The sequence below is a fragment of the Klebsiella sp. K5-306 genome (assembly GCF_051835185.1).
Lineage (GTDB): Bacteria > Pseudomonadota > Gammaproteobacteria > Enterobacterales > Enterobacteriaceae > Klebsiella > Klebsiella oxytoca.
Genome location: NZ_JAIFJY010000005.1, coordinates 55,485 through 81,871 on the forward strand (window position 1 = coordinate 55,485; position 26,387 = coordinate 81,871).

A 26,387-nucleotide genomic window follows, 5' to 3' on the forward strand; every position below is an offset into this window, starting at 1 on the left:
ATTTATTCGCCATGATGTCAGAATCAACGCCTACTGCTTTTGCTGCCCACCGTTTTTCCATCGCGCCCATGCTCGACTGGACCGACAGACACTGCCGTTATTTTCTGCGTCAGCTGTCGCGCCACACGCTGCTGTATACCGAAATGGTGACCACCGGTGCGATTATTCACGGTAAGGGCGACTATCTGGCCTACAGCGAGGAAGAGCATCCGGTCGCCCTGCAGCTCGGCGGTAGCGATCCGGCTGCGCTGGCGCACTGCGCAAAGCTGGCGCAGGCGCGCGGCTATGATGAAATTAACCTCAACGTCGGCTGTCCGTCCGATCGCGTACAGAACGGTATGTTTGGCGCCTGCCTGATGGGGAACGCGCAGCTGGTGGCTGACTGTATTAAAGCGATGCGCGACGTCGTGTCGATCCCGGTTACGGTAAAAACCCGTATCGGCATTGACGACCAGGACAGCTATGAGTTTCTGTGCGATTTTATCGAAACGGTATCCGGGAAAGGCGAATGCGAGATGTTCATCATCCACGCGCGTAAAGCCTGGCTTTCAGGCCTGAGCCCCAAAGAGAACCGCGAGATCCCGCCGCTGGACTATCCACGCGTTTACCAGCTTAAGCGCGATTTCCCGCATCTGACCATGGCGATCAACGGCGGTATTAAGTCGCTGGAAGAGGCAAAGGAGCATCTTGAGCATATGGACGGCGTGATGGTAGGCCGTGAGGCCTATCAGAATCCGGGTATTCTGGCCTCGGTGGATCGGGAAATTTTCGGCGTGGAAGGCGTCGATGCTGACCCGGTTTCCGTGGTCCGGGCGATGTATCCCTATATCGAACGCGAACTGAGTAACGGAACTTACCTGGGGCACGTGACGCGTCATATGTTGGGGCTCTTCCAGGGCATTCCCGGCGCGCGCCAGTGGCGTCGCTATCTGAGCGAAAATGCGCATAAAGCCGGGGCGGACATCAATGTACTGGAACAGGCGCTGAAACTGGTTGCCGACAAGCGTTAGTTTTTCGCTAAAATCTGGTCAAATTCACCACGCCTGGCACCTGACATGTCGGGCGTTTTTGTTTTTATTCAATAACTTATATTTGGCATGATTTTTGTAATATCCAGCAAGGTAGATTACATTTCTTTAGGGGAAAGACGATGCTGGAACTCTTATTTGTTATTGGCTTTTTTGTCATGCTGTTGGTCACCGGCGTTTCACTGCTGGGAATTATTGCCGCGATTGTGGTCGCGACCGCGCTGATGTTTGTCGGTGGTTTGTTTGCGTTAATGATTAAGCTGCTGCCCTGGCTGCTGCTGGCCGTAGTCGTGGTGTGGGTTATTCGGGTGATAAAATCGCCAACCGGGAACCGTTATCGCGGTAATAACCGCTGGCGTTACTAAGGTATTGAGCGGTATGTCACAACCTGAAGATTTTTGCATAAAACAGCGTAGGCTTTGCTTATTAAATCTGTCACTATTAGCGCGTTAACGAATTCATCGAGCTGTACCCTACATACAGCCGAACAAAAAAAGTAAGGGCTTCCCAGGGGGAAGCCCTAAACTTTTCTTCTTCTCCCGTCATACTTCAGGCTGCAGGGGCGTTGGTTGCTGAGTGACTCGTCTCATCCATGAGACTCGCCCTTACGGGCCGTCGCTTTGCGGCGTTCAAATCTGTTTCTGACAGATTTGTCATTCACCCCAGTCGCTTACTGTTGTCAGCTCCTGGGGATTCATTCACTTACTCTCTTCCTGTCGCCCGGCTCATTTAGGGAAAAGCCATAACTATGGCAACAGCAAACTCGAGCCCTGCGTCGCCCGGCTTTCCAGCACCTCATGCGCGCGGCGGGCATCGCTCAATGCATATTTCTGACTCTCCGCAACATCCACTTTTATCACCCCGCTGGCGATCAGCGAGAACAGCTCGTTGCTGGCCTCCGTCAGCTCTTCGCGCGTAGTGATATAGCCCTGCAGCGACGGGCGGGTAACGTACAGCGAACCTTTCTGGTTGAGAATGCCGAGATTCACGCCGGTCACCGGGCCCGAAGAGTTGCCGAAGCTCACCATCAGCCCCCGGCGCTGCAGGCAATCAAGAGACGCTTCCCAGGTATCTTTACCGACGGAATCATAAACCACCTGAACTTTCTTACCGTCGGTGATCGCTTTCAGGCGTTCGACGATATTCTCTTCGCGATAGTTAATGATCTGCCAGGCGCCGGCCTGTTTAGCGCGTTCGGCTTTTTGCGCGCTGCCGACGGTACCGATCAGCTTAGCGCCCAGCGCTTTGGCCCACTGACAGGCGATGAGCCCGACGCCGCCGGCCGCCGCGTGGAACAGGAACGGCTCGCCTGCTTTGATCTCATAGGTTTTACGCAGCAGGTAATAAACCGTGAGCCCTTTCAGGAACGACGCTGCCGCCTGCTCGAAAGAGATGGCGTCCGGTAAAATAGCGGCCTTATCGGCAGGTACGTTATGCACGGAGCTATAGGCCCCCAGCGCCGATTGCGCGTAGACCACCCGGTCGCCGGCTTTAATATGCTTCACGCCGTTACCGACTTTGCTCACGACGCCAGCGGCTTCGGTGCCGAGGCTGCTCGGCAAGGACGGCGGTGGATAGAGGCCGCTGCGGATATAAGTATCAATGTAGTTGATGCCGATGGCCTTGTTCTCTACCTGAATTTCGTGCTCTGCGGGATCTTTCGGCGTGAACTCCAACGCTTGCAGAACATCAGGCCCTCCGTGCTGGTGAAATTCAATTCGTGTTGCCATGCTTCCTCCAGAAATGTGGTAATCTTTCGACCCATTCACTATCTCGGTAACTCCATTCACTATGGCAGGAAATAAACCCTTCAACAAACCACAGACTGAACCCCGCGAGCGAGATTATCAGCTCGATGGGTTAAAGGTCCCGCCGCACTCGATTGAAGCGGAACAGTCGGTGTTGGGCGGTTTAATGCTGGATAACGAACGCTGGGACGACGTTGCCGAGCGCGTTGTTTCGGAAGATTTCTATACTCGCCCGCATCGCCATATTTTCACCGAAATGGCGCGCCTGCAGGAGTCGGGCAGCCCGATCGACCTGATTACGCTCGCCGAATCGCTGGAGCGTCAGGGGCAGCTGGACAGCGTCGGCGGATTCGCCTACCTGGCGGAATTATCGAAAAATACGCCAAGCGCGGCGAACATCAGCGCTTATGCCGATATCGTCCGCGAGCGCGCGGTGGTACGCGAGATGATCTCGGTGGCGAATGAAATCGCCGAAGCCGGTTTCGATCCCCAGGGCCGCACCAGCGAAGATCTGCTCGACCTCGCCGAATCCCGGGTCTTTAAAATCGCCGAAAGCCGCGCGAATAAAGATGAAGGACCGAAAAATATCGCCGACGTGCTCGACGCCACCGTGGCGCGAATTGAGCAGCTCTTCCAGCAGCCGCATGACGGCGTCACCGGGGTCAATACCGGCTATGACGATCTCAATAAAAAGACCGCCGGTCTTCAGCCGTCGGATCTGATTATTGTTGCCGCGCGTCCATCGATGGGTAAAACGACGTTTGCGATGAACCTCGTGGAAAACGCGGCGATGTTGCAGGATAAACCGGTGCTTATCTTCAGTCTGGAGATGCCCTCGGAGCAGATTATGATGCGTTCTCTGGCCTCGCTGTCGCGAGTTGACCAGACCCGTATTCGAACCGGTCAGCTGGATGATGAAGACTGGGCGCGCATTTCCGGCACCATGGGGATTCTGCTGGAAAAACGCAACATCTATATTGATGACTCCTCCGGCCTGACGCCGACGGAAGTGCGTTCACGCGCGCGGCGTATCGCCCGCGAGCACGGCGGCATCGGCCTGATTATGATCGACTACCTGCAGCTGATGCGCGTGCCGTCGCTCTCCGATAACCGTACGCTGGAAATCGCCGAAATTTCCCGCTCGCTCAAGGCGCTGGCGAAGGAGCTGCAGGTGCCGGTGGTGGCGCTGTCGCAGCTTAACCGCTCCCTGGAACAGCGTGCGGATAAGCGCCCGGTGAACTCCGACCTGCGTGAATCTGGCTCCATTGAGCAGGATGCCGACTTAATCATGTTTATCTACCGTGATGAGGTTTACCACGAAAACAGTGACTTAAAAGGCATCGCCGAAATTATTATTGGTAAACAGCGTAACGGTCCTATCGGGACGGTGCGCCTGACGTTTAACGGTCAGTGGTCGCGTTTTGATAATTATGCTGGGCCACAATACGACGACGAATAAATCTCCGTCATCCTTCATGCCGCAGATGCGTTGACTACGCCTGTTCACCCCGGTCACTTAGTTTACTAAGCTCCCGGGGATTCTCAGGCTTGTCGCCTTCCTGCAACACGAAGGATTTAGGAGATGCTTTTATTAAGGAATTCAAATGCAAGCGGCAACTGTAGTCATTAACCGCCGCGCTCTGCGACACAACCTGCAACGATTACGTGAACTGGCGCCTGCCAGCAAACTGGTTGCGGTGGTGAAAGCGAACGCCTACGGACATGGTCTTCTTGAGACCGCGCGAACGCTCCCGGACGCCGATGCTTTTGGCGTTGCCCGTCTTGAAGAAGCCCTGCGCCTGCGCGCGGGCGGTATCGCCCAGCCGATTCTGCTGCTGGAGGGGTTCTTTGAAGCCGCTGACCTGGCGATTATTTCCGCCCAGCGTCTGCATACTGCGGTACACAGCCCGGAACAGCTGGCGGCGCTGGAAGATGCCGACTTACCCGAACCGATCACCGTATGGATGAAGCTGGATACCGGAATGCACCGACTAGGCGTTCTGCCCGAACAGGCCGAAGCCTTCTATCAGCGCCTGAGCCAGTGTAAAAACGTCCGTCAGCCGGTAAATATCGTCAGCCATTTTGCCCGTGCGGATGAGCCAGAGTGCGGCGCGACCGAACGTCAGCTGGATATCTTTACCACCTTCGCGGAAGGGAAACCGGGGCTGCGTTCTATCGCCGCATCCGGCGGTATATTGCTGTGGCCGCAGTCGCACTTCGACTGGGCGCGTCCGGGGATCATTCTCTACGGCGTGTCGCCGCTCGACGGTGGATCCACCGGCGCGGATTTTGGCTGCCAGCCGGTGATGTCCCTGACCTCCAGCCTGATTGCGGTCCGCGAGCATAAAGCCGGCGAGCCGGTGGGCTACGGCGGAACCTGGATCAGCGAGCGCGATACGCGTTTAGGCGTTGTGGCGATGGGCTATGGCGATGGCTATCCGCGCGCCGCGCCGTCCGGAACGCCGGTGCTGGTTAACGGGCGTGAGGTGCCGATTGTCGGACGCGTGGCGATGGATATGATTTGCGTCGATCTTGGGCCTGAAGCGCAGGATAAGGCTGGCGATGCGGTCGTGCTGTGGGGCGAAGGTTTACCCGTCGAACGTATTGCCGAAATCACAAAAGTAAGTGCTTACGAACTTATTACGCGCCTGACTTCACGGGTGTCGATGAAGTACGTGGATTAACGTTCTTTCTCGTTTGCCCTGGCAGCGTTGCCGGGGCATGGTCCACCAGCCCATTCTGACTTATTCCGTAGAATTGCTGGCTGCCACTTCATTCTACTGGGTCTTCTCCGCGTAGGATTCGTGCGTCGTTATAAAGCTGGTTGCGATAATCATTAGGTTGAACAATTGAGTCATCAATGCGTTGCCAAATCTCATCGATAGAATTCGCCACGCTAAACCCGGCGGTTGTGAGTAACTGGCGGATATGTGGGAATTCGTCTTCGTCACAACTGATTGCCAGATAGTTTGCGATGGTGTCTGCTACCAGTTCATATTGCCCTTCTGAATCCAGACGTACCACCTGTGCCTGCTCCAGAGGAATATTATCCGGACCACGCCATAGTCCCACGTACCCCTCATTATCCTCACCAAACCAACTGATAAGTTTATTGGTGGCCTGCATCGCCCTGACGTTGTCAACAATATCGGGATCAGCCCAATCTTTTTCATTTAAATAGCTGGTATCAGACGGCGCTTCCCATTGAGGGTTATCTGTGAGTTCTAACTCAATATATTCAGTAATTTCAGAAAGTTGATTGATTTTCCCACGCAATAGTAATATCTCGGGAGTCATGGCGTTTGTCCTTGTCTGCGGCGTTATAAATCGATTATCAGAGGCGGGTTTAACGTAATTTTTTATCGTATAACCGCTTTCCTTCCAGAGCATTGTAAAATCAACGTCCGCAATCGGGGGGCTATCCATAAATTCCTTATCCTTTTTTACGTCGTGCTGCTCCAGTTTATGAGGCTTTATGCTATAGGGAATAAAGAAGGTCAACATCCCCTCGATCTTCTTTCGCATCCAGTTTATTGTGTTATGACTTGCCTCATGTAAACCTGGAGAAACATCACGTGTTTCAGAAAGTTGACGCCTACGCTGGCGATCCCATTCTCTCCCTGATGGAGCGTTTTAAAGACGATCCACGTAGTGACAAAGTAAACCTCAGCATCGGTCTTTATTACAACGAAGACGGCATTATTCCGCAGCTGCAGGCGGTTGCCGAAGCGGAGGCGCGCCTTAATGCTCAGCCGCACGGCGCCTCAATCTATTTACCTATGGAAGGACTGAACGCCTACCGTCACGCTATCGCGCCGCTGTTGTTCGGTGCCGATCATCCGGTACTGGCGCAACATCGCGTGGCCTCCATTCAGACGTTGGGCGGCTCCGGCGCCCTGAAAGTCGGCGCTGATTTCCTGAAACGCTACTTCTCGGGCTCGCAGGTGTGGGTTAGCGATCCGACGTGGGAAAACCATATCGCGATATTCGAAGGGGCTGGATTCGAAGTAAGTACTTACCCATGGTTTGATGATAAAACCAATGGCGTGCGTTTTGAGGCGTTCCTGGAAAAACTCAAATCGCTACCGGAGCGCGATATCGTGCTACTGTATCCGTGCTGCCATAACCCAACGGGAGCCGATCTCAGCAATGCGCAGTGGGACGACGTCGTTGAGGTGCTGAAAGCGCGTCATTTAATTCCTTTCCTCGATATTGCCTATCAGGGCTTTGGCGCCGGCATGGAAGAAGATGCCTACGCTATCCGCGCCATTGCGCGCGCCGGGATCCCGCTGCTGGTGAGCAACTCCTTCTCGAAAATCTTCTCCCTGTATGGTGAACGCGTGGGCGGACTGTCGATCGTCTGTGAAGATGCAGAAACCGCGGGTCGTGTACTGGGGCAATTGAAAGCGACCGTACGGCGCAACTACTCCAGCCCGCCGAACTTTGGCGCGCAGGTCGTGGCGGCGGTACTGGGCGACAGCGAGCTGAAAGCCTCATGGCTGGCGGAAGTGGAAGAGATGCGTACCCGTATTCTGGCCATGCGTCACGAGCTGGTGAATGTGCTGAAAGAGACGGTGCCGGGCGGTGATTTTGACTACCTGCTTAAGCAGCGCGGCATGTTTAGCTATACCGGTTTCAGCCCAGCCCAGGTTGACCGCCTGCGCGATGAGTTCGGTGTCTACCTGATCGCCAGCGGCCGTATGTGCGTAGCCGGGCTGAATTCAGGCAACGTGCGGCGCGTCGCGCAGGCATTTGCTGCTGTAATATAAGTTTTTCCTGACCTTTTTTGCCCGCGTCAAATCATGACGCGGGTAATTCCCTACCTGAAGTGTGATCATTCTCTTTTTATATGACATCAGAGCAGAAAAATCTTCCTATCCGCGCCAGCGGGGGGTAAGGTCTTGATGCATTAATAAGCGTACACATTATTGAAAATTATAACGATTCGATTATTTAGGGAAAAATATGCGCAAGATCACCCTGGCCTTTGGGGCCGTCTGCTTACTGTTCACGCTAAATAGCTCCGTCGTTGCTCGCGCTTCCACACCGCAGCCGCTGTGGACGGGCACCAATATGGCGAAACTCGCCGAACAGGCGCCGATCCATTGGGTTTCCGTGGCCCAGATTGAAAATAGCCTGTTGGGGCGCCAGCCGATGGCCGTCGGGTTTGATATTGATGATACCGTCCTGTTTTCCAGCCCGGGCTTCTGGCGCGGGCAGAAAACCTATTCCCCCGGCAGCGATGATTACCTGAAAAATCCGGAGTTCTGGGAAAAAATGAACAACGGCTGGGATGAATTCAGCATGCCGAAAGAGGTGGCGCGCCAGCTGATTGCGATGCACGTGAAGCGCGGCGATAGCATCTATTTTGTGACCGGACGTAGCCAGACCAAAACCGAAACGGTAACGAAAACCCTACAGGATGATTTTCTCATCCCGGCAGCGAATATGAACCCGGTTATTTTTGCTGGCGATAAGCCCGGTCAGAACACCAAAACGCAGTGGCTGCAGGAGAAAGGGATCAAAGTCTTCTACGGCGATTCGGATAACGATATCTCCGCCGCCCGAGAGGTAGGCGCGCGTGGGATCCGTATATTGCGAGCCTCGAATTCCTCCTATAAGCCGCTGCCGATGGCGGGCGCTCAGGGCGAAGAGGTCATTGTGAATTCAGAATATTAAGCCATCCATCGGCGTAAACATCATTAGCTCAAACGGCAGCCGACGCGCTGCCGTTTTTTTGTGCAAAATAGCGCGTCGGAGGTTTTACCTTTTCGCTTATTGCTGCACACTTAGGAAGGTTGATCGGTAAAAGGAGCGGTTTATGTGGCATCAGCAAACTCTGACCTTAGGCCCGAAATCACGGGGCTTTCATCTGGTCACTGATGAGGTTTTAAGCCAGATTCCCCAGCTTTCGGGAGTTAAAACTGGCCTGCTGCATTTGCTGCTCCAGCATACATCTGCTTCCCTGACGCTAAATGAAAACTGCGATCCGACCGTCCGCTACGATATGGAACAACATTTTCTGCATGCCGTACCGGATAATGCGCCGTATGAACACGATTATGAAGGTCCTGATGATATGCCCTCGCACATTAAATCTTCGATGCTGGGCGTATCGCTGATGCTGCCCGTTCAGGACGGACGCGTCAGGCTGGGGACCTGGCAGGGTATCTGGCTAGGGGAGCATCGTATTCACGGCGGATCGCGCCATATCATCGCGACGCTAATGGGGGAATAAAAATGACAATTTCGGATTTATTGCAGTACTGCATGGCAAAGCCGGGCGCTGAACAAAGCGTACATAGCGACTGGAAAGCGACGCAGATCAAAGCGGCGGACGTCCTGTTTGCGATGGTAAAAGAGGTGGAGGACAATCGGCCTGCGGTATCGTTAAAAACCAGCCCCGAGCTTGCGGAACTGCTAAGGCAGCAGCATCGCGATGTTCGCCCCAGCAAACACCTTAATAAAGCCCACTGGAGTACGGTGTTTCTGGATGGCTCCCTGCCTGATTCGCAAATTTACTACCTGGTGGATGCTTCATACCAGCAGGCGCTTGATTCTCTTTCCGAGGCTAAGCGTAAACTATTGCCATAGCGTTAAATCCTCCCCAGCAGCGCCAGCAGGGTCACATCAAACAGGCGAAGCAGCGTGGAGTGCAGGTGCGTCTGCATGGCGATCTGTTCATTGCTGGCGCGAATGCTGGCAATATCGCGCTGCCCTTCGAGGAGCAGAATGAGGTCGTCCTGACTTAACCAGCCGCGCGCTTTCTCCTGTAATGCCTGAAGCGTGAGCATTCCGGCGTCGCGAATGCCGCTGTCTTCATCATTTACTATCGCCTCCATAAGCTGTAGCCATTCTGCCGTATTCACGCCTGCGCCGGTCACCTGGGCGCTGACTTCTTTAATGATGGACATGGTTATCTCCCTGAGCGCAGCTGTTCGCCGCTGATGGCCTGCTGATAAAGATATTCCGTTTGTTGCGCCAGAGCTCCGGCCGTGAAGGGCGTCAGCGCTGCATCCTGGCGGGAAACATGCGTGTAAAGCCGCTGATAATTCTTCTCCAGCACGCGCAGATTATTCTGCCGCAGCGCATCACCGTCGCTTAATGCCAGGCTAAATAGCTGACGAATCTGGCGATCCTCTTGTCTTAATAAGCGTTGGTCGACCGGCGCTGTCGCCGCATCGCTGATGAACTGCAGATGAAGCTGTTCCAGCATCAATAGCTGCTGGTGGGCCGTATTGCTGTAGCCGTCTACCCAGCTGCAGGCGGTCGTCACCAATAGCGCCGCGATAAGAGTGAATTGATAAAATCCGTGTTTGAAAGACATGATGCATCCTGCAATTTATGGCCGTGACGCTATCTGATGACAGATGTCGTGCGGCCGCAAATCACAAAATATCAGCGGGAGAAAAATGAGAGGAAATGATGCCTCTTCCCGGGACGAGAAGAGGCAGGTGAGGTTACTTCAGCATGGGCTTGAGGAAGCGAGCGGTATATGAAGCCTCGCATTCGGCGACCGTTTCCGGGGTTCCGGAAACGAGGATCTCTCCGCCGCCGCTTCCGCCTTCCGGCCCAAGGTCAACGATCCAGTCAGCCGTTTTGATGACATCCAGGTTATGCTCAATCACCACGATGGTATTACCCTGATCGCGCAGCTGATGCAGTACTTCCAGCAGCTGCTGAATATCGGCAAAGTGCAGACCGGTGGTCGGTTCATCAAGGATATACAGCGTCTGCCCGGTACCGCGTTTGGACAGCTCGCGCGCCAGCTTGACGCGCTGGGCCTCGCCGCCGGAGAGCGTAGTCGCCGACTGGCCAAGGCGAATATAGGTCAGCCCGACGTCCATCAGCGTTTGCAGCTTACGCGCCAGCGCCGGAACCGCATCGAAGAACTCACGGGCTTCTTCAATGGTCATATCCAGCACTTCATGAATCGTTTTGCCTTTGTACTTAATCTCCAGCGTTTCGCGGTTATAGCGTTTGCCTTTGCACTGGTCGCACGGTACGTAGATATCCGGCAGGAAGTGCATCTCGACTTTGATTACGCCGTCGCCCTGGCAGGCTTCACAGCGGCCGCCGCGCACGTTAAAGCTGAAGCGGCCCGGCGTGTAGCCACGCGAACGTGATTCAGGTACGCCGGCAAACAGTTCACGGACCGGAGTAAAGACGCCGGTATAGGTGGCCGGGTTGGAGCGCGGCGTACGACCGATTGGGCTCTGGTCGATGTCGATCACTTTATCGAAATGTTCCAGACCCTGTACATCGCGGTACGGCGCCGGTTCCGCAATGGTGGCACCGTTGAGCTGGCGCTGGGCAATCGGGAACAGCGTGTCATTGATCAGCGTGGATTTACCCGACCCTGAAACGCCGGTAATACAGGTGAAGAGCCCCACCGGCAGCGTCAGCGTTACGTCTTTCAGGTTGTTACCGCGCGCGCCGGACAGCTTCAGCACTTTCTCTGGATTCGCGGGTACGCGCTGTTTCGGCACCTCAATTTTACGCTTGCCGCTCATGAACTGGCCGGTCAGTGATTCCGGCACCGCCATGATATCTTCCAGCTTACCCTCGGCAACGACCTGACCGCCGTGCACGCCGGCGCCAGGGCCGATATCGATAACGTGGTCAGCGGCGCGAATAGCGTCTTCATCGTGCTCAACGACAATCACCGTGTTGCCGAGATTACGCAGGTGGATAAGGGTTCCCAGCAGGCGTTCGTTATCGCGCTGGTGCAGACCGATAGAGGGCTCATCCAATACGTACATCACGCCGACCAGGCCTGCGCCGATCTGGCTGGCGAGGCGGATACGCTGCGCTTCGCCGCCGGAGAGGGTCTCCGCCGAACGGGAGAGCGTCAGGTAGTTCAGGCCGACATTGACGAGGAATTTCAGACGATCGCCAATCTCTTTCAGTACTTTTTCGGCAATTTGCGCGCGCTGGCCGGAGAGCTTCAGGTTGTTGAAGAAGTCCATCGCGTGACCGATGCTCATGTCTGAGATGGTCGGCAGCGGCGTATTTTCCACAAACACGTGTCGCGCTTCGCGCTTAAGGCGCGTCCCTTCACAGCTGGCGCAGGGACGATTGCTAATGAATTTAGCTAACTCTTCGCGTACTGCGCTGGATTCCGTCTCTTTATAACGGCGCTCCATATTATGCAGCACGCCTTCAAACGGATGACGGCGTACGGAGGTATCGCCGCGATCGTTCATATATTTGAATTCAATATTCTCTTTGCCTGAACCGTACAGCACGACCTTTTGTACGCTGGTATTGAGCGTGCCCCAGGGCGCTTCAACGTCGAATTCATAATGTTCCGCCAGCGACTTCAGCATCTGGAAGTAGTAAAAATTGCGCCGATCCCAGCCGCGAATCGCTCCGCCCGCCAGCGACAGCTCAGGGTTCTGAATCACGCGCTCCGGATCGAAATACTGCTGGACGCCGAGGCCGTCGCAGGTCGGGCAAGCGCCTGCCGGGTTGTTGAAGGAGAACAGGCGCGGTTCCAGTTCGCGCATGCTGTAGCCGCAAATCGGGCAGGCGAAGTTGGCGGAAAACAGCAGCTCTTCGGCTTTCGGATCGTCCATATTGGCGACGATGGCGGTGCCGCCCGACAGCTCCAGCGCGGTCTCAAAGGACTCGGCCAGACGCGTGCTGAGATCGTCGCGGACCTTAAAGCGGTCGATCACGACTTCGATGGTATGTTTCTTTTGCAGCTCCAGCTTCGGCGGATCGGAGAGATCGCAGACTTCGCCGTCGATCCTCGCGCGGATATAGCCCTGCCCGGCGAGGTTTTCCAGCGTTTTGTTATGTTCGCCTTTGCGCTCTTTAATGATCGGCGCCAGCAGCATCAGGCGCTGACCTTCAGGCTGGGAGAGAACATTATCCACCATCTGGCTCACGGTTTGCGCCGCCAGCGGCACATCGTGATCCGGGCAGCGGGGCTCGCCGACGCGCGCGTACAGCAGGCGCAGATAGTCGTGAATTTCGGTAATGGTGCCTACCGTAGAGCGGGGGTTGTGGGACGTTGATTTCTGTTCAATGGAAATCGCCGGCGACAGCCCTTCAATATGGTCGACGTCGGGCTTCTCCATCAGCGACAGGAACTGCCGCGCGTAGGCGGAGAGCGATTCAACGTAGCGACGCTGCCCTTCGGCATACAACGTGTCGAAAGCCAGTGAGGATTTGCCTGAACCCGAAAGCCCGGTGACGACAATGAGTTTGTCGCGCGGGATGACGAGGTTGATATTTTTGAGATTATGGGTGCGGGCGCCCCGAACTTCGATCTTATCCATTCACCTTTCCCGGTAGATACGCGGATTGCCTGGTTTGTTAGAAGGACAAACGGCAGAAACGGCTAATTATGACACAATTTAACCTGTTTGAATATACAGTATTGGAATGCATTTCCCGGCGAGGTATGCAAAAATGTCGTACCGCGAGAGTTCTCTGGAACATACTTCCCAGCTATCAACATAGCACCTGGAAATGGTACACTCGCGCGTTTACACTATTAAGAAACGCATTCAGGAGACACAAACATGGCCAGCAGAGGCGTAAACAAGGTGATTCTCGTCGGTAATCTGGGCCAGGACCCGGAAGTACGCTACATGCCGAGTGGTGGCGCAGTTGCCAACATTACGCTGGCTACTTCCGAATCCTGGCGTGATAAAGCGACCGGTGAGATGAAAGAGCAGACTGAATGGCACCGCGTTGTGCTGTTCGGCAAACTGGCGGAAGTGGCCGGCGAATATCTGCGCAAAGGTTCTCAGGTCTATATTGAAGGCCAGCTGCGCACCCGTAAATGGACTGACCAATCCGGTCAGGAAAAATACACCACCGAGGTTGTAGTCAACGTTGGCGGCACGATGCAAATGCTCGGCGGTCGTCAGCAGGGCGCGGGCGCCCCGGCAGGCGGTGGTCAGCAGCAGGGCGGTTGGGGCCAGCCTCAGCAGCCGCAGGGCGGAAACCAGTTCAGCGGCGGCGCGCAGTCGCGTCCGCAGCAGCAGGCTCCGGCAGCGCCTTCCAATGAGCCGCCGATGGACTTTGACGACGATATTCCGTTCTAACGAAGCGTTAGCGTCGTAAAGCCCTCTCTGAAAAAGCCCCTGTTTGGGGCTTTTTCTATTTTCTGACACAGCTTATCTGCATTAATTCACTGTGTGGCAGGTGTGGCAGGTGTGGCAGGTGTGGCAGGTGTGGCAGGTGTGGCAGGCGGATTTACTGCCGACGCGACCTGATTTTTAGAAGCCGCGGTCGCCTGCTGCTTACGCGCCATTTCATCCACGATCAGCCGATAAGCAATGTAGTACTTATAGATATTGCTGACATAGCTTACGGTCTCGGAGCCGATTTTCTCGGCGGCCAGATACTCAACGTTGCCAAACCACACGTTCGGGTCAAAACCGCGCCTTTTAGTATCCGCCCGTAGCCGGGCAATGCGCCCGGGGCCCGCGTTATAAGAGGCGAACGAGAACAGCGCCTTATCAAGCTGGGTCATCGGTTCATCGCCATAGTAGCGGTCTATCATCCAGCGCATGTATTTCACCCCCGCATGAATATTGGGGTCGAGCTGCTTAATATCGCCGACGTTGAGCTCCTTACCGGTGCTCGGCATGACCTGCATAACGCCAATGGCGCCGACGTGGCTACGCACCGACTGATTAAGCCGCGATTCCTGATACCCCTGAGCGGCCATCAGCAGCCAGTCAACATCGTAGCGATCGCCATATTTGCGAAAGATCTCCACCATGGCCAGAAATTTACGCCGTTCTTTTTGCCCCGCCGCGTTTTTAACGTAGCTGGCATCCTTCAGGTAGCGCAGCAGTATCGTATTACCCAGCCTGCTGCCCTGGCGATTCTTATTGATGAACGCATTAAGCAGGGCCAGCAGCTGCGGGCTATTGTTACGTACCGCCCAACCGATATTACCTTCGTCGCGCAGAACAATGTTCTGATGAACCTGAATCCTGGGGAAGACCTGTTTCCAGAACAGGGCCTTGTGGCGGTCGACCACGATCAATGGGATCAGGCCCGCGCTGAGCATCTCTATCAGATCCTCATCTTCCAGCGCTTCGGGCGCCGGTTCGATGGTGATGGGGGGCAGCGATTGCTGCGCAAAGCGTGCGTTGAGCGCGACCAGGCTCGCGTAATAGCTGGATGAGGTGCGGACGAAGACCGTTTTACCGGAAAGCTGCTGTAGATTGTCCACTTTGGGAGAGCCGGGACCAGAAAGAAGCAGCTCCTGAACGTGAGAATAGAGCGGTGCAGTAAAGGTCATCTCCTGCTGACGCTCAGGCGTGATCGTCAGGTTGGCGGCAATAATATCCCCTTTTCCTGCGTTAAGCGCGCTGATGAGCTGGTCACGGGCCACCGGAACAAAGATGATCCGCACTTTAAGGTGACGATGCTTGAGCTTTTTCTCTTTCGCCAGGCTTTGATTGAGACTGCGTTCAAACTCCATAAATATATCGTGAGTCGCGCCGCGCTGGGTGCCTTTATTGATAAAGAAAAAAGTTTTGCTGAAGGGGGTTAATACGCGAATGGTTCGCCGGTCGAGCATACCCGGTAAATCTCCCCTCCATGGCTGTAGCATATCGTCAACGTTGACTTCCAGGGCGTCGCGTTCCGCTGGTTCTGATCGTTTGTTCTCTGTAGCCGCGTAACCGGATGTGAGGCACAGTAGCGCGGCAAAGCATGCCAGCCAGCCGACAAGGTATCGATAGAACGACGAAGTGTTCATGGCGCGGTGCTCCGCAGGGGGATGGTCTTATTTTAGTCAATTTCTGGCCGTTAGCATGTCCGCGAACAAGTTTGAGAGTCGGTTAGCCGGTTATTTTAATTATTTTATTAATTAGCATGCTCGGTATTTTTGGCGAGATTATAAAACTATAAATCTCTAATTAATTGTGGAGGCAATATGATTGAATTATGTTTTTTTAATGTGGATATTATTCATTTTTTTAATTTCGCTTTCCTCTAAATGCACTTTTACCATTTCTATCTTTTTGTTTTTATTGCATTAACAAAAAACATTCATACGATAAATAATTATCGACTTGATAATGAATCTCATTTCTAATAACGTTGTGTGGCACAATAATCCTATTACTGCTGTTCGGCAAAGGCTATCAAAGAATAGCGTGGTGCGTTTATTTCTTCGTTTTTGCCAGAGTAATAAATCTATTTTGGCCACCCATTATGATTGCTATCTCGCTATTTAAGCGGGAGGGCCTGACTACGCCAAAAAGAGATGTTGCTCTATGCAGGGAAGTCATTGCCGTTGTTTATCTGACGGAAGAAGAAGGCGTGCCCCGACAGCAAAAAAGAAAACAGGGCATATTCCATGAAACACAGTTCACACTACTCGCTGGCCGCGCTGATCCCGATGGCCATCTGGGGAGGGATGCTGCCAGCGCAGGCCGCTGATGGCACGACTCCAGACGATACGAAGAAATCTGAAACGACTGCGGTAAATGACGATGAAACCATGGTGGTCACCGCGGCGGCGCAAACGCTGCAAGCCCCCGGAGTATCCACCATCACCGCCGAAGAAATCCGTAAACATCCGCCCGCGCGCGATGTCTCCGAGCTGATTCGTACCCAGCCCGGCGTCAACCTTACCGGTAACTCTACCAGCGGGCAGCGCGGCAATAACCGCCAGGTCGATATCCGCGGCATGGGGCCGGAGAACACCCTGATTCTGGTGGATGGTAAACCGGTGACCAGCCGTAATTCCGTGCGCTATGGCTGGCGCGGCGACCGCGATACCCGCGGTGATACCAGCTGGGTGCCGGCGGAAATGATCGACCATATCGACGTCATTCGCGGCCCTGCTGCGGCCCGCTACGGTAACGGCGCGATGGGCGGAGTGGTCAATATCGTCACTAAACCGGCCACCAGCGAGTGGCATGGTTCATGGAATACCTATATGAACGCGCCTCAGCACCGTAAAGAGGGCGCGACGAAACGGACAAACTTTAGCCTCAACGGCCCGCTATCGGATGAGGTCAGCTTTAATTTATGGGGAAATCTGAGCAAAACGCAGGCCGATGCCCAGGATATTAATTCCGGTCATGAAGCAGCGCGAACCGGTAGCTATGCGGGATCGTATCCTGCAGGACGCGAAGGGGTAGTGAATAAAGATATTCACGGCAAGCTGCGCTGGGAGTTTGCGCCAATGCAGGCGCTGGAGTTTGAAACCGGCTACAGCCGCCAGGGCAACCTGTATGCAGGGGATACCCAGAATACTAACACCAGCACGTTGGTGAAAAGTATGTACGGTAAAGAGACTAACCGTCTCTATCGTCAGACTTACGGCGTGACGTGGACCGGCGGCTGGGATAACGGCGTGACCAGCAATACCTGGGCGCAGTATGAGCACACCCGTAACTCGCGCATGAACGAGGGGCTGGCGGGCGGAACGGAAGGGATCTTCTCCAGCAGCGAATTCTCCGATATCGACCTGTCGGATGTGCTGCTGCACAGCGAGGTCAATATTCCGTTTACCCTGGGATTTGAGCAGAATCTGACGCTGGGTACCGAGTGGAACCAGCAGCGGATGAAGGATGGCGTGTCGACTACCCAGTCACTCTCTTATGGCTCCATTGACGGCGTTTCGGCAACCGGTCGTAGTCCTTATTCCAGCGCCGAGATCTTCTCGCTGTTTACCGAAGACAATATCGCGCTGACCGATAGCACTATGCTGACGCCCGCTCTGCGCTTCGATCATCACAGCATCGTCGGTAATAACTGGAGCCCATCGCTGAATCTCTCGCAGGGGCTGGCGGATGACTGGACGCTGAAGCTGGGGATCGCCCGCGCCTATAAAGCGCCGAACCTTTATCAGCTTAACCCGAACTATATCCTCTACAGCAACGGCCAGGGTTGCTATGCCAGCAGCTCAGCCTGTTACCTGATGGGGAATAGCGATCTGAAGGCGGAAACCAGCGTCAATAAAGAGATTGGCCTTGAGTATAAGCACAATGGCTATCAGGCCGGGCTGACTTACTTCCGTAACGATTACCATAACAAGATTGAATCGGGCTACTCGGCGGTGGGGACGGCCAGCAACGGCACCACCAATATTTACCAATGGGAAAACGTACCGAAGGCGCTGGTTGAAGGGCTGGAGGGCTCGCTGAATCTCCCGGTAAGCGAAACGGTCAACTGGAGCAACAACCTGACGTGGATGCTGCAGAGTAAGAATAAGACCACCGGCGATCGCTTGTCGGTGATCCCGCAGTTTACGCTGAACTCTACCCTGAGCTGGCAGGCACGCGACGATCTTTCGCTTCAGAGCACGTTCACCTGGTATGGCCGCCAGAAACCTAAACGCTTCAATTATAAAGGCGAGTCTGTTTCCGGCAGCGAGCTGAACGAAGTGAGCCCGTACAGCATTGTCGGTCTTAGCGCGACCTGGGATGTGAATAAAAACCTGAGCCTGACCAGCGGAGTGGACAACCTGTTCGATATTCGCCACTACCGTGCTGGTAACGCGCAGACGACGGGAAATTCGACGACCGGCGCTTATCTGTATGGTGCAGGTGCGGAAACTTATAATGAATCGGGGCGGACGTTTTATGTCAGCGTGAATACGCATTTCTGATTAACGATTCAAACACCCGCCGGAATAATGAACTATTCCGGCTTGTTATTTTTTATGCCGGGAAAAACCAGTGATATAAATTATGACAAAATCTCCACGGCCTCTACACAATTAATTCAACTTAGCAGCCTACAATGAATCCTGTTAATCGGATCTGCTTGATCCCGGAAACGGTTAACGGTGGCATCCTGCCATTTCCATTCTAAAGTAGTTCCTCTTCCCCCTTCCATTCCCAACCGCAGCAATGCGGAGGAGGGGGAGCCTCTATCAGGTCAGGTTCAGGCTTCTGCGAAACTGTGTTGGTGTCATCGTATAATACCTTTTAAAGGTTCGGTTAAAGGCGCTGATATCTTCATAACCAGCCATCAGACAAATATCAACGATGCGGAAAGGCGGGTTGATCTGCAATAAATTAAGGGATAGTTGCATTCGCTGCTGGCGGATATACGCCATCGGCGACATATTAAAATAGTGGCGAAACAGGCGAAAGAGATGCCATTCGGAGTAGCCGGAAAAGCGGCTTAGCGCCTGCATTGTGAGCTTCTTTGCAAGATTGTTTTTTATCCATTGCACCAGTTCGTTAAGCACTGAACGCTGAATTTCATTTCGCGGCATAATGTCTACCCATTTCATTACTATAGAAATCTGACTGCATAATTTATTCAATATCTCTTCATTTTATCTACGGGATTATGCGTTAATTTCTCCCTGTTCCTGGTTTATTCCAGAGAGCATCATTCCTAACAAGATCTTTTCCCCCTTTCAACCAATGAGAAAGGGGGCTTTTTGTTTTTTTAGTTAAAAAAACAAAAACTATAGAGTTTCGATGTTATGAGGAAATGCTTATCTGACCAGGCTCAAGAGGGAAGGTTCCGTAGAAAAATATTTTTTTCAATATTCTCTCGTATCCATATTTTCTCCATTTTCTCGTCATAATTGCGTGCAATTCTGCGCCTCGTTCAGGTTATTTAAGATTGCGTCAGCAACTGTCTGGTGCAATGAACAGCATTATTCCCGGCAGGTATCTGCTATTGCTAAATATCTTCTAGACGACACCTTCATGCTAAAAAAAACGAGTATCATCGCCGGTCTATTGATTTCCCCTTTAACGCTCTATGCATCAACTTCATATACGGTTGATGACATTCGTTTCGAGGGTCTACAGCGCGTTACTGTCGGCGCCGCGCTACTGAGCATGCCTGTTCATACAGGAGAAGAGGTTTCTAATGAGGATATCAGCGACTCGGTCCGCGCCCTGTATGCCAGCGGCAATTTTGACAACGTACAGATCCTGCGCGATGGCAGCACGCTGGTAGTACAGGTAAAAGAGCGGCCTACCATCGCTAAAATCAGTTTTTCCGGCAATAAATCCGTTAAGGACGATGCCCTGAAAGAGAACCTGGCCGCCAGCGGCATTGAAGAAGGCAGCGCGCTGGATCGCAATACCCTTACGGAAATAGAAAAAGGATTACAGGATTTCTATTACAGTACAGGAAAATACAGCGCTCAGGTTCATGCCGTCGTCACCCCGCTGCCGCGTAACCGCGTTGATTTAAAGTTTGTCTTTCAGGAGGGGGTCTCGGCGAAAATTGCGCAAATAAATATTATTGGCAACAAGGCTTTTAGTGAAGAAACATTATTGGATCAGCTGCAGCTACGTGACAGCGTTCCGTGGTGGAACGTGATTGGCGATAAGAAATATCAAAAGCAAAAGATGGCGGCGGATCTTGAAACCCTTCGTAGCTATTATCTCGATCGCGGCTATGCGCGTTTTAGCATAAATTCAAGCCAGGTGAGTATTACGCCGGATAAAAAATCGCTATATATCACCATTAATATTGCCGAAGGTGCTCGTTATAAAGTCGCCAGTACGATGGTGACCGGCGATATGGCGCAGCATAATCAGGAAATTGAGGCGCTGGTGAAGCCTTTAGCGGGGAAATGGTATAGCGGTGCGGAAATCACGGCAGTCGAGAACAGTATTAAGACGCTGCTGGGAAAATACGGCTATGCCTGGCCGCAGGTGAACACCACATCGGATATTAATGATGCGGAAAAAAGCGTCATTTTGCATATCAGTGTCGATGCCGGACGCCGTTATTCGGTACGCCAGATTCGCTTTCAGGGTAACGATACTTCCCGTGATGCGGTGCTACGTCGCGAAATGCGCCAGATGGAAGGTGCGTGGTTGAATGATGAGAAGGTCGAGCAGGGAAAAACGCGGCTGGATCGTACAGGATTTTTCGAAACCGTCGACAAGCAGATCGTACCGGTAAGCGGTAGCCAGGATCAGGTGGACGTGGTCTATAAGGTGAAGGAGCGCAATACCGGTTCCTTTAACGTGGGTCTGGGCTTCGGCACCGATAGCGGCGTGAGCTACCAGCTCGGCGTCACCCAGGATAACTGGCTGGGAACCGGTAATAGCGTCAGCTTCAACGGCACGCGCAACAGTTACCAGTCCTATCTTGAGCTGGGAGCGACAAACCCTTACTTCACCGTGGATGGCGTTAGCCTCGGCGGTAAAATCTTTTACAACAGCTACGACGCCTCGGATGCCGATTCCGGGAGTTACAACCAGCAAAGCTACGGCGTCGGCAGTACGCTGGGATTCCCGATTAGCGAGAATAACGCTCTTAACCTGGGCCTGGACTATGTCCATAACCGCCTGACCAATATGGACCCGGAGCTCACCACCTGGAGCTATCTTAACTCGCGGGGCATCTATCCTGACGTTGTCACCAAAGATGGCGATAGCGGTGCGACCTATAGCGCCAATGACTATTTTGCCAGCGTTGGCTGGAGCTATAACAATCTGGATCGCGGTTTCTTCCCCCGGGCGGGGAATAAAAGCAGCCTGACCGCCAAGGTTACCGTACCCGGTTCGGATAACAGCTATTACAAAGTGACTTTCGATACCACCCAGTATATGCCGCTGACCGAGAACAAAAGCTGGGTGTGGATGGAGCACCTGCGTGCGGGCTATGCCGATGGGCTGAACGGCAAATCGGTGCCGTTTTACGATAACTTTTATGCCGGTGGATCGTCGTCGGTTCGCGGATTTTCGTCCAATACGATTGGCCCAAAAGCAGCGTATTATCGTTGTAATGGTTCTGAAAGCAGCTACAGCACCTGTCCGCTGGATTCTTCATCCGATGCGGTTGGCGGTAACGCGATGGCGGTCCTGAACAGCGAATTTATTGTGCCGACGCCGTTTGTGAATGACAAATATGCCGACAGCCTGCGAACGTCGCTATTCCTCGATGCCGGTACGGTATGGAGTACCACCTGGCAAAATACCGGTCAGACGCTGGCGGCAGGGATCCCGGACTATGGCGACCCTTCGCATATCCGTATGTCTGCCGGGATTGCGGTGCAGTGGATGTCGCCGTTAGGCCCGCTGGTGTTTTCCTGGGCTGAGCCATTTAAAAAATACGATGGAGATAAAGCTGAGCAGTTCCAGTTTAATATTGGTAAAACCTGGTGATGCCCGCGTTTAATATGCGCACAATCGCTTAGATATTTTTGACTCACTCCCGGTGTAATATTACAGGCTACCGCTTTTGGTAGCCTGTAATTTATTGTCAATATATACTTATTTATGTATGTTCATTGCTGGCGCTATCGTTGATTATTATGGCTAACCATTCATTTTTATAATGCAATATTCACGCTACATCTTAGTGAGTATAAAGCGCTTTGAGTATTGTCTGATATCACATTATTAATCGATCGCCTTGCGGTTATCTATGATGAATGCTATCAATATATAGAGTCATTAATCAGCAATGCACGCAAGGATAGAAAATGAAATGGACTATTCATAATACTCTTGTCTGCCCGCATTCCGGGGTAGCTTTTTCCTCAATTTCCAGCCTGCGGTTTTTAAAGTTTATTCTGTGGTATGAGGCCGACATTTTATTACTGCCGGGAGAGTCGATAAAACTCTACTCATCGAGCGTGTTAATCAACGAGCAATATCATGCGGTAAAAGTTTATAACATCACGCGATACGATGAAGCGCAGTGGGAGAAGCTGCGGGAGCGGCCTTCCTGTCCTTATCATTCTACCGCCACGACGGCAGACTCCTGCCGTTACCAGGCGCTCTGTGCCATAAAACGCTGCCCGAACGACTTTCCACGTGCAGTACCGGGGCTGCCGTCGGGGCAGCACGATCTGGGCCAGCAGATACGGTAAAACCTGGCCCGTATCTGGCCATTGTTGTTGTTCATGCAGGTGATGTATTGTCGCAAAGGGGGAGAGTGCAGCAGGTTCCCGGTGGTTAAGGCCTTACTCTTCTCTGGTGGCCAGAAGAGACGCATCCTCCCGGAGGCGGCACGTAGTCCCTGTCCTCCGGGCTACCCTTTTGTTGGCCCTGTCGCCCGGCTATGCACAGTGCGGACCGGGGATTTTCGCTAACGGCGCTTCGCCAGTGCGGGCATTCACGATGGTGTGGGCGTGGCCGCCCGGATAAGGCGGCCCGAAATCAGGTCATCATCATCGGCCATTCAGGCGGAGTCTGGCTCATGACTTCAATCATCACGTCCTTGATATTGCCCCAGATTTTCGCCACGTCCAGCAGCGTAATGCCCAACAGACCGGTGGCAAACCAGCAGGCCGCGGCCAGGCCAATACAGCTACAGATTACCGCTAAACCGGCATAATCACTTTTACGCAGCTGAATGTTCAACGAGCTGGCCAGAAACATCAGCACTGCGCTCACGAGCGGCCAGCGCAAAAGTACGACACTGGTAGTAATGGAAGCCATCAACCTATCCTCAACGAAATTTGGAAGCCTTTGACAACCTGGCGAGACTGACGGTGATGCGATGCTCTGGCTATCTTCAGGCAAACAGGAACGTAATGAAACAACGTTTTTGTTTCATCAGCTAATGTGAACTATATCACATTTGTTCTTTTATTCACCAGTCCAAAATGGGAGTTTTCTTGCGCTTATTGACCCTGAAAAGTTCGTGGTTAATAAGGGGGGGGAGAGCTTTCATTGCGAAGGTCGATTATAAGCGATAGTCGAGCGCATTTCTTTTTTAATAAGGTTTAGGTTCTGCGGATTTTATTACATATTCCGGCGAATTATACGGATAAACCGAATTAGATAGTGGGGCTAATCTCATTATGTTGAGAATGTTTCTCACGTCTTGCATTAGCAAGTATTATTCATCATTCATAGTCATGAGGTTTTTACGTCAAAGCGTGGGTTGCTGAGATACCCTGATTCATATCACAGTAAGAGGAATCATCGGGGCCTTTCACCTTGATTAAGGCGTATCGCATGGATAAAAAGCGTAAATGAGTCGTAGCGCGCCACACAAGGCGTTGAGAATTGTTGGCATCGTGCTGGTCATTCTGCTACCGGTGGTGCTGGCATTGTGGTTTGCGCAAATCCGCGCCAAAGCGGAAACCGCCGATCAGCTGCGGCTGTTTTCTCGGCTGGCGCTACAAAAAACGGAGTTGGTTATTCGAGAAGCTGACGAAGCGCGCGATAAGGCCCGTTTGTATCAGGGAGAAGTGTGTTCGCCGTATCATCAGCAATATCTGCTCGGCATTGTACGCGGTCTGCTCTATATCGACGACTTAATCTACGCCAACGGCAGCCATTTTTTCTGCTCCACTGCGGTACGCCGCGAGATGGGGTGGCAAATTCCGGCCGCAACCTATACCAAAAAGCCGGATATCGCGATTTACTACTACCGCGAAACGCCTTTCTACCCTGGCTATGCGATGAACTATCTGCAGCGCGGCCACTATGTGGTGGTGATTAATCCGCTCTCGTTCAGCGCGCTGATATCCAGTGACAGCAATCTCGCCTGGGGCGTGTTTGATACCAAAACGAACCATTTTTTTTCCGTCAGCAAGAACGCCGACCCTGAGGAATTACGTCATCTGATTCGCGCTGAAGAGGCGCTCTTTCAGCAGGATGGCCGCGTTTATGCCATCGCCCATTCCACCGTTCGCCCGATTGCCGTCATCATGTCCACCTCGCGCGTCAGCTATTACCAGAATTTTTATAATCAGGTGACGCTGACTCTGCCGCTGGGGCTGATTTGCAGCGTGTTGCTGTTACTGGTGTGGTCGCGCACGCGGCAGCAGTACCACTCTCCGCGTAATATGCTGCAGCGCGCGTTAAGCCGTCGCCAGCTGTGCCTGCACTATCAACCGATTATCGATATTAAAAATCACCGCTGCGTTGGTACCGAAGCGTTATTGCGCTGGCCGGGGTTTGATGGCCCGGTGATGAGTCCGGCGGAGTTTATTCCGCTGGCGGAAAACGAAGGGATGATCGCCCAGGTTACCGACTATGTCATCGATGAGGTATTTTCCGATCTCGGCGAATTTCTGGCGCGGCATCCGCACCTGTACGTAGCGATTAATCTCTCGGCTGCTGATTTTCAATCCGCGCGCTTGATTGAGCATATCAATGAGAAGGTCCGGCGCTACGCCATCAAGGCGGAACAAATAAAAATCGAAGTGACCGAACGCGGGTTTATTGACGTCCCGAAAACGACGCCGGTGATTCAGGCTTTTCGCGACGCGGGATATGAAATCGCTATCGATGACTTCGGCACCGGCTACTCCAATCTGAACAATCTCCATGCGCTCAACGTCGATATCCTCAAGATTGATAAATCTTTTGTCGATACGCTGTCAAACAACACCACCAGCCACCTGATTGCCGAACATATCATCCAGATGGCGAACAGTCTGCATTTAAAGATCGTCGCTGAAGGCGTGGAAACGGCAGAGCAGGTCGCCTGGCTACAAAAGCGGGGCGTGCAATATTGCCAGGGCTGGCTCTTTGCGAAAGCGATGCCGCCGCAGGAGTATATGCAGTGGCTGGCTAACGACCGCACCAGCCTCTGCCCCTGGCAACAACGTTATCAGGCGGAAATCTGATGGCGATAGTCGGTAGGCGTACGGTCGAATTCGCGGCGGAACACCCGTGAGAAAGTCTGCTGCGATACGTAGCCGAGATCCATCGCGATATCAAAAATAGGGCGCTGGGTGGTTCTTAGCGCTTCCGCAGCGAGCAGCAGACGGCGCTGGCGAATGTAATCACCTAGCGTTTGATGCATCACGGAGCGGAACATCCGCTGGAGATACCATTTTGAGTATCCCGATTTTCTGGCGACTACATCAATGTTAAGTGGTTGATCGATATGTTCATCAATCCATTCAATAAGCGTTTGGATAATATCCTGATGGGACATAAAGCGGCCTCTCTCAATTCTCGATTCGTCGTTTTGTCTGCGGGCGAGTATAATTCCTCAAGTTAACTTGAGGTAAAGCGCTTTATGGAAAAGAAATCTCCCCGCATCAAAATGCTGCTGACTCCCGGCGAAGTGGCAAAACGAACCGGCGTGGCCGTCTCCGCGCTGCACTTTTATGAAAGCAAAGGGCTGATCCACAGCCAGCGCAACGCGGGCAATCAGCGGCGCTACCGGCGCGACGTCCTGCGTGCGGTGGCGATCATTAAGATTGCGCAACGCATTGGTATTCCGCTGGCCACTATCGGTGATGCATTTGGCGTACTGCCGGAAGGGCATAACCTCAGCGCCAAAGAGTGGAAGATGCTGTCGTCCCAGTGGCGGGAGGAGCTGGACCGACGGATTCACACCCTGACCGCGCTGCGCGATCAGCTTGATGGCTGCATCGGCTGCGGCTGTCTGTCGCGCCGCGACTGTCCGTTACGCAACCCGGGCGATAAGCTGGGAGAAGAGGGGACCGGCGCACGGCTGCTGGAAGAGGATTAAAAAACTAAAGCGCCACAACAGGGCGCTTTAGTTGTTTTCCGGTCTTGGTCTTTCGCACTATCCCGCTGGTACGCAGGAGGGTTTCCCCCGACGTCGGCTCACCTCAGTATTGCGCAATATGTTGATGGAGGTTCCGGTTTGCGCCGACAACTTAAGTGTGGCTCTTTTCTCTGATTTTGCCGCCTCAGGTTGCCGAAAAATTCCCGTCATTCGCTGCCTGTTCCTATAGTTAATTTGAACAAACAGC

23 protein-coding genes are annotated in these 26,387 nt (G+C 53.2%); 14 read left to right on the forward strand and 9 right to left on the reverse strand.

Annotation, left to right across the window (positions count from 1 at the left end):
* The first annotated feature begins 11 nt into the window (after positions 1-11).
* Together dusA and pspG are read left to right on the forward strand one after the other, a co-directional pair.
* Complete coding sequence (gene dusA / locus K2184_RS09620; protein WP_016808434.1) at positions 12-1,010, forward strand: tRNA dihydrouridine(20/20a) synthase DusA; 999 nt, start codon at positions 12-14, stop codon at positions 1,008-1,010.
* A gap of 140 nt (positions 1,011-1,150) precedes the next feature.
* Positions 1,151-1,393 carry an envelope stress response protein PspG gene (gene pspG, locus K2184_RS09625; RefSeq protein ID WP_163525667.1) on the forward strand — a complete coding sequence of 81 codons (243 nt, stop codon included), beginning with the start codon at positions 1,151-1,153 and terminating at the stop codon, positions 1,391-1,393.
* Between the two features lie 381 nt (positions 1,394-1,774).
* Here pspG and K2184_RS09630 read toward each other — a convergent pair whose 3' ends face one another.
* Positions 1,775-2,758: a quinone oxidoreductase gene (locus K2184_RS09630; RefSeq protein WP_004109524.1), complete on the reverse strand. Its 984-nt coding sequence runs from the start codon at positions 2,756-2,758 to the stop codon at positions 1,775-1,777.
* A 61-nt stretch (positions 2,759-2,819) separates the two neighbouring features.
* On the opposite strand from K2184_RS09630, the gene dnaB reads away from it, so the two are divergent.
* Positions 2,820-4,235, forward strand: coding sequence for a replicative DNA helicase (gene dnaB / locus K2184_RS09635; protein ID WP_004097788.1), 1,416 nt, complete (start codon positions 2,820-2,822; stop codon positions 4,233-4,235).
* Positions 4,236-4,380: 145 nt separating this feature from the next.
* Entirely contained in the window at positions 4,381-5,460 is a 1,080-nt protein-coding gene (alr, locus tag K2184_RS09640) for an alanine racemase (protein WP_004109522.1), read from the forward strand.
* Positions 5,461-5,548: 88 nt separating this feature from the next.
* Here the strand turns inward: alr and K2184_RS09645 are convergent, their stop codons facing one another.
* Complete coding sequence (locus K2184_RS09645) at positions 5,549-6,280, reverse strand: hypothetical protein (protein WP_224258352.1); 732 nt, start codon at positions 6,278-6,280, stop codon at positions 5,549-5,551.
* A gap of 71 nt (positions 6,281-6,351) precedes the next feature.
* On the opposite strand from K2184_RS09645, the gene tyrB reads away from it, so the two are divergent.
* From tyrB to K2184_RS09665, 4 genes are all read left to right on the forward strand, one after another.
* Positions 6,352-7,545 (forward strand): aromatic amino acid transaminase, encoded by a 1,194-nt coding sequence (tyrB, locus tag K2184_RS09650; protein ID WP_439237753.1) that lies wholly within the window; start codon positions 6,352-6,354, stop codon positions 7,543-7,545.
* Positions 7,546-7,741: 196 nt separating this feature from the next.
* Entirely contained in the window at positions 7,742-8,455 is a 714-nt protein-coding gene (gene aphA, locus K2184_RS09655; protein WP_004109510.1) for an acid phosphatase AphA, read from the forward strand.
* 142 nt (positions 8,456-8,597) lie between these two features.
* Positions 8,598-9,014: a secondary thiamine-phosphate synthase enzyme YjbQ gene (locus K2184_RS09660; protein ID WP_004109507.1), complete on the forward strand. Its 417-nt coding sequence runs from the start codon at positions 8,598-8,600 to the stop codon at positions 9,012-9,014.
* A gap of 2 nt (positions 9,015-9,016) precedes the next feature.
* On the forward strand, positions 9,017-9,370 hold the full coding sequence (locus K2184_RS09665) for an MmcQ/YjbR family DNA-binding protein (protein WP_004097793.1): 354 nt from the start codon (positions 9,017-9,019) through the stop codon (positions 9,368-9,370).
* 2 nt (positions 9,371-9,372) lie between these two features.
* On the opposite strand, the gene K2184_RS09670 is transcribed toward K2184_RS09665, so the two are convergent.
* The 3 genes from K2184_RS09670 to uvrA all read right to left on the reverse strand — a co-directional run bounded on the left by K2184_RS09670 (position 9,373) and on the right by uvrA (position 13,062).
* Positions 9,373-9,690, reverse strand: a complete 318-nt coding sequence (locus K2184_RS09670) for a hypothetical protein (RefSeq protein ID WP_004109504.1) — start codon at positions 9,688-9,690, stop codon at positions 9,373-9,375.
* Between the two features lie 2 nt (positions 9,691-9,692).
* A complete protein-coding gene (locus K2184_RS09675) occupies positions 9,693-10,103 on the reverse strand; it encodes a hypothetical protein (RefSeq protein ID WP_049594218.1) in 411 nt (136 codons plus the stop codon).
* 133 nt (positions 10,104-10,236) lie between these two features.
* Positions 10,237-13,062, reverse strand: coding sequence for an excinuclease ABC subunit UvrA (gene uvrA, locus K2184_RS09680; RefSeq protein WP_004109498.1), 2,826 nt, complete (start codon positions 13,060-13,062; stop codon positions 10,237-10,239).
* Positions 13,063-13,308: 246 nt separating this feature from the next.
* Here uvrA and ssb1 point away from each other — a divergent pair, with 246 nt between their 5' ends.
* Entirely contained in the window at positions 13,309-13,836 is a 528-nt protein-coding gene (gene ssb1 / locus K2184_RS09685; protein WP_004097799.1) for a single-stranded DNA-binding protein SSB1, read from the forward strand.
* 86 nt (positions 13,837-13,922) lie between these two features.
* On the opposite strand, the gene K2184_RS09690 is transcribed toward ssb1, so the two are convergent.
* Positions 13,923-15,509 (reverse strand): lytic transglycosylase F, encoded by a 1,587-nt coding sequence (locus tag K2184_RS09690; protein ID WP_049107342.1) that lies wholly within the window; start codon positions 15,507-15,509, stop codon positions 13,923-13,925.
* Between the two features lie 603 nt (positions 15,510-16,112).
* Between K2184_RS09690 and K2184_RS09695 the strand changes: the two genes are divergently transcribed.
* A complete protein-coding gene (locus K2184_RS09695) occupies positions 16,113-18,374 on the forward strand; it encodes a TonB-dependent siderophore receptor (RefSeq protein WP_004117251.1) in 2,262 nt (753 codons plus the stop codon).
* Positions 18,375-18,641: 267 nt separating this feature from the next.
* Here K2184_RS09695 and K2184_RS09700 read toward each other — a convergent pair whose 3' ends face one another.
* Positions 18,642-18,989, reverse strand: a complete 348-nt coding sequence (locus K2184_RS09700) for a helix-turn-helix domain-containing protein (RefSeq protein ID WP_016808427.1) — start codon at positions 18,987-18,989, stop codon at positions 18,642-18,644.
* A 445-nt stretch (positions 18,990-19,434) separates the two neighbouring features.
* Here K2184_RS09700 and bamA point away from each other — a divergent pair, with 445 nt between their 5' ends.
* Complete coding sequence (bamA, locus tag K2184_RS09705; RefSeq protein ID WP_004109489.1) at positions 19,435-21,858, forward strand: outer membrane protein assembly factor BamA; 2,424 nt, start codon at positions 19,435-19,437, stop codon at positions 21,856-21,858.
* A gap of 320 nt (positions 21,859-22,178) precedes the next feature.
* Positions 22,179-22,568 carry an anti-adapter protein IraM gene (iraM, locus tag K2184_RS09710; RefSeq protein ID WP_004109486.1) on the forward strand — a complete coding sequence of 130 codons (390 nt, stop codon included), beginning with the start codon at positions 22,179-22,181 and terminating at the stop codon, positions 22,566-22,568.
* Between the two features lie 289 nt (positions 22,569-22,857).
* Here iraM and K2184_RS09715 read toward each other — a convergent pair whose 3' ends face one another.
* Positions 22,858-23,139 (reverse strand): YjcB family protein, encoded by a 282-nt coding sequence (locus K2184_RS09715; RefSeq protein ID WP_004109483.1) that lies wholly within the window; start codon positions 23,137-23,139, stop codon positions 22,858-22,860.
* 539 nt (positions 23,140-23,678) lie between these two features.
* On the opposite strand from K2184_RS09715, the gene K2184_RS09720 reads away from it, so the two are divergent.
* The gene (locus K2184_RS09720) at positions 23,679-25,283 is read left to right on the forward strand and encodes an EAL domain-containing protein (RefSeq protein WP_004109480.1); all 1,605 of its coding nucleotides are present in this window, start codon (positions 23,679-23,681) and stop codon (positions 25,281-25,283) included.
* On the opposite strand, the gene soxS is transcribed toward K2184_RS09720, so the two are convergent.
* Entirely contained in the window at positions 25,268-25,597 is a 330-nt protein-coding gene (gene soxS / locus K2184_RS09725) for a superoxide response transcriptional regulator SoxS (protein WP_004109478.1), read from the reverse strand. The two genes, K2184_RS09720 and soxS, sit on opposite strands and share 16 nt — an antisense overlap.
* Before the next feature lie 84 nt (positions 25,598-25,681).
* Between soxS and soxR the strand changes: the two genes are divergently transcribed.
* Positions 25,682-26,140, forward strand: coding sequence for a redox-sensitive transcriptional activator SoxR (gene soxR / locus K2184_RS09730; RefSeq protein WP_004109476.1), 459 nt, complete (start codon positions 25,682-25,684; stop codon positions 26,138-26,140).
* Positions 26,141-26,387: the final 247 nt, after the last annotated feature.